Source organism: Kitasatospora sp. NPDC047058 (genome assembly GCF_040643935.1).
In the GTDB taxonomy this organism is placed as follows: domain Bacteria; phylum Actinomycetota; class Actinomycetes; order Streptomycetales; family Streptomycetaceae; genus Kitasatospora.
On sequence record NZ_JBEYVJ010000587.1, the window covers coordinates 1 to 3,441 of the forward strand.

The window sequence follows — 3,441 nt, forward strand, 5'->3', positions numbered from 1 at the left end:
GTCCGCAGTGCACAGGCTTGGGTCCAAGACTCACTCCTGCTCACTGATTAGGAACGGTGAGCTGATGCGGCCGATGCTGCTGGTCGACGTCGACGGACCGCTGAACCCGTACGCGGCGAAGCCGCACCGGAGGCCCGAAGGCTACGGGACGCACCGACTGCTGACACCACGTTGGCAGGCGGCCGAGCGGCGCCGGCTCAGCGAGTGGGGCCTGCCGAACAAACCGGTCAAGCCGCTGCGGGTCTGGCTCCATCCGGACCACGGGCGGGCGCTGGCCGCGCTGCCGTTCGACCTCGTCTGGGCGACGACCTGGGAGGACGAGGCCAACGACTTCCTCGCACCGCTGCTCGGTCTGCCCGCACTGCCGGTCATCGCCTGGTCCGAGCCGCGCCCGCGGCCGGAGGGCGGCGTGTTCTGGAAGACGCCCGGGATCGTCACCTGGGCGGAGGGCCGTCCGTTCGCGTGGGTCGACGACGAGATCACCGACGCGGACCGTGCGTGGGTCCGTGCGCACCACGACGGCCCGGCCCTGCTGCACCGGGTGGATCCCCGGACCGGGTTGACCGCCGCCGACTTCGCCGTCCTGGCGGACTGGGCGGCCGCACCGCGTTCCTGAGGCGGTGTCCGGCGGGGAGTCGTGACCGGATCCGGCCCCGTGGATGGCTCCAACCCGCCACCCGTCCCGGGCAGGAGACCGTGCAGGTGACCGTGACGAGGCGGTGGCGCGGTGGTGACCGGAACGCCGGGCCGCCGACGCGGGGGCGTCACCGGTCCGGCTTCTCGAAGGGTTCGTCGTGCCAGCGCCAGCCGGCGGTGCCGTCGTCGTGGATGTGCAGCATGAACTCGGCGACCGGGCCGCCGTCGGGGAAGGTCATGGTGAGGGCATCGCGGATCCGGGCGTAGCAGGCGTCGGCCTGCTCCCAGTCCTCCTCGTCGACGGCCCGTTCCTGCGCGGCGAAGAGCGGCCGGAACTCTTCGAAGCCGGGCAGCACTTCGACCTCGGCGTGGGTCCAGGGCATGTCGGCGGCGGTCACGGCCAGCCGGGCGATCTCCCGGGCGCCGTGGTGGAGCCGCCAGACGCTGCCGGTGGCCGGGTTCGGGTTGCTCATGCCCCCATGATGGCGACCGCCACTGACAGGTGCGGGGCCGGACCTGCCGGGACGCCCGCTCGTGGATCTCGTCACCGGCGGACGACGCCCGCGCCGTCCCGGATACGGTGGGCCCGTGAGCGGGAGAGAGCAGCCGGACCCGGCCGAGATCGAGCGGTGGTTCGCCGCCGTGGCGGAGGGGCGCGTGAGCCGGGATGCGGCGGACCGGTGGGCCGGACGTTGGTTCCTGGACGACGAGTTGGAGTGGGACGAACCGTCGCTGTGGGCGCTGGGGCTCCTGTACGGGATCGATCTGCGGCCGGGGCCCGGGGAGCCCTACCTGCACGACGACGAGCAGGTCCGTGAGTGGCTCGCGGAGCTGCGGCGGCGCCGCGCCGGGTAGCGCACACCGGTGGCCGTCCGCCGCCCCTGGAGGTGGTGCCGTTGCCGGACGGCAGCGGCCCGAGGGGGTGCGCCGTCCCCTCGGGCCGCAGCGCCTCCGATGCCGGAGGCTCAGTCGGCGGCGTGGACCAGTCGGCCGCCGATGTAGGTGCGTTCGACGCGGGCGTGGGCGATCTCGTCGGTGGGGGCGGTGAAGAGGTCGCGGTCGAGGACGACGAGGTCGGCGAGGTGGCCGGTGCGCAGGCTGCCGGCGTCGTCGTGGCCGTTCACGTGGGCGGAGCCGGCGGTGTAGGCGGTGAGGGCGGTGGTGAGGTCGAGGCGTTGTTCGGGGAGGAAGACGCGGTCGTCGGTGGTCCCGGGTTCCTGGCGGTTGACGGCGACGTGGAGGCCGGCGAGGGGGTCGGGGCTGCTGACGGGCCAGTCGCTGCCGGCGGCGAGGGTGGCGCCGGCGCGCAGGAGGTCGGCGAAGGGGTATTGCCAGGTGGCGCGTTGGGGGCCGAGGAAGGGGATGGTGAGTTCGTCCATCTGGGGTTCGTGGGCGGCCCAGAGGGGTTGGAGGTTGGCGATGGCGCCGAGTGGGGCGAAGCGGGTGATGTCCTGGGGGTGGACGACCTGGAGGTGGGCGAGGTGGTGGCGGTTGCCGCGGTGGCCGTTGGTGGTGAGTGCGGCTTCGAGGGCGTCGAGGGCTTCGCGGACGGCGCGGTCGCCGAGGGCGTGGAAGTGCACCTGGAAGTCGAGTGCGTCCAGGGCGGTGACGTGCTGTTTGAGGGCGTCGGGGTCGACGAAGCTGAGGCCGGTGTTGGTGGTGGCGCAGCCGCAGCCGTCGAGGTAGGGGGCGGTCATGGCGGCGGTGAAGTTCTCGGCGATGCCGTCCTGCATGATCTTCACCGAGCCGGCCCGGAACCGGCCGGCCTGCAACTCCTTTCGTCGTGCGAGGAGTTCGGGGATCTGTTCGGCGCCGCGCTCGCGGTCCCACCAGAGTGCGCCGGTGACGCGGGCGGTCAGTGAGCCGTCCCGGGCGGCCGCGAGGTAGGCGTCGGACGGGTCCGGCTGGCCGTTGAACTCGCCGAGGATGGCGTCCTGCCAGCCGGTGATGCCCAGCGAGTGCAGCAGGCGCTGTGCCCGCAGCAGTCCGGCCAGGCGGTCGGCGGCGGTGACGGGTGGGACGAGCCGGGCGACCAGCTTGGTGGCGCCCTCCTGGAGGACGCCGCTCGGGGTGCCGTCCGGTTCGCGTTCGATCCGGCCGTCCGCCGGGTCCGGGGTGTCCCTGGTCAGGCCGGCCAGTTCCAGGGCGCGGGTGTTGGCCCAGGCGCCGTGGTGGTCGCGGTTGAGCAGGTAGACGGGGCGGTCGGGGACGACGGAGTCGAGCAGCTGCCGGGTGGGCAGGCCGCCCTCGAAGCTCTCCATCGACCAGCCGCTGCCGGTGATCCACTCCCGCTCCCGATGCGCGTCCGCATACTCCCGGATCCGCCGCAGGTACTCCCCCGCCCCGGTCGTCCCGGTCAGGTCGCACTCGGCCAACTCCGTGCCGCCGTAGACGGCGTGGACGTGTGCGTCCTGGAAGCCGGGGATCAGCAGCTTCCCGGTGAGGTCGACGACCTCGGTCCCGGGCCCGACCAGCTCCCGCACCTCGTCGTGCCCGACGGCGGTGATCCGCTCCCCGGTGACGGCCAGACTGCTCGCCCGGGTACGGGCGGGGTCCCCGGTGTGGACGGGGCCATTGGTGAAGACCAGATCGGCCTTGCTCATGGGTGGTGCTCCAGACGGTTCGGGTGCGGGTGGTCCGGTGAGGTCCTGCGGCGGGGGTGCCGCAGGACGGGGCCGGCGGAGGCCGGGTGCCGCAGGGCGTGCCGGTGGCACCGGCCCATGACCGCGGCGGCGCGCAGGCCCCGGCCCATGACGTCGCCGATGACGAGTGCGGTGCGGCCGCCGTCGATGGCGATGACGTCGT

Annotated in this window: 4 protein-coding genes and 1 pseudogene; 2 read left to right on the plus strand and 3 right to left on the minus strand. The window is 73.5% G+C overall.

The window, feature by feature from the left end; translation table 11 throughout:
* The first annotated feature begins 73 nt into the window (after positions 1 to 73).
* Positions 74 to 616 carry a hypothetical protein gene (locus tag ABZ885_RS37835; RefSeq protein WP_360199230.1) on the plus strand — a complete coding sequence of 181 codons (543 nt, stop codon included), beginning with the start codon at positions 74 to 76 and terminating at the stop codon, positions 614 to 616.
* 148 nt (positions 617 to 764) lie between these two features.
* On the opposite strand, the gene ABZ885_RS37840 is transcribed toward ABZ885_RS37835, so the two are convergent.
* Entirely contained in the window at positions 765 to 1,109 is a 345-nt protein-coding gene (locus ABZ885_RS37840; protein ID WP_360199224.1) for a hypothetical protein, read from the minus strand.
* Positions 1,110 to 1,224: 115 nt separating this feature from the next.
* Here ABZ885_RS37840 and ABZ885_RS37845 point away from each other — a divergent pair, with 115 nt between their 5' ends.
* Positions 1,225 to 1,491, plus strand: a complete 267-nt coding sequence (locus tag ABZ885_RS37845; protein WP_360199226.1) for a hypothetical protein — start codon at positions 1,225 to 1,227, stop codon at positions 1,489 to 1,491.
* A gap of 110 nt (positions 1,492 to 1,601) precedes the next feature.
* On the opposite strand, the gene ABZ885_RS37850 is transcribed toward ABZ885_RS37845, so the two are convergent.
* The gene (locus ABZ885_RS37850) at positions 1,602 to 3,239 is read right to left on the minus strand and encodes an amidohydrolase (RefSeq protein ID WP_360199228.1); all 1,638 of its coding nucleotides are present in this window, start codon (positions 3,237 to 3,239) and stop codon (positions 1,602 to 1,604) included.
* Positions 3,240 to 3,328: 89 nt separating this feature from the next.
* A pseudogene (locus ABZ885_RS37855) lies at positions 3,329 to 3,441 on the minus strand (SpoIIE family protein phosphatase); the annotation flags it as partial.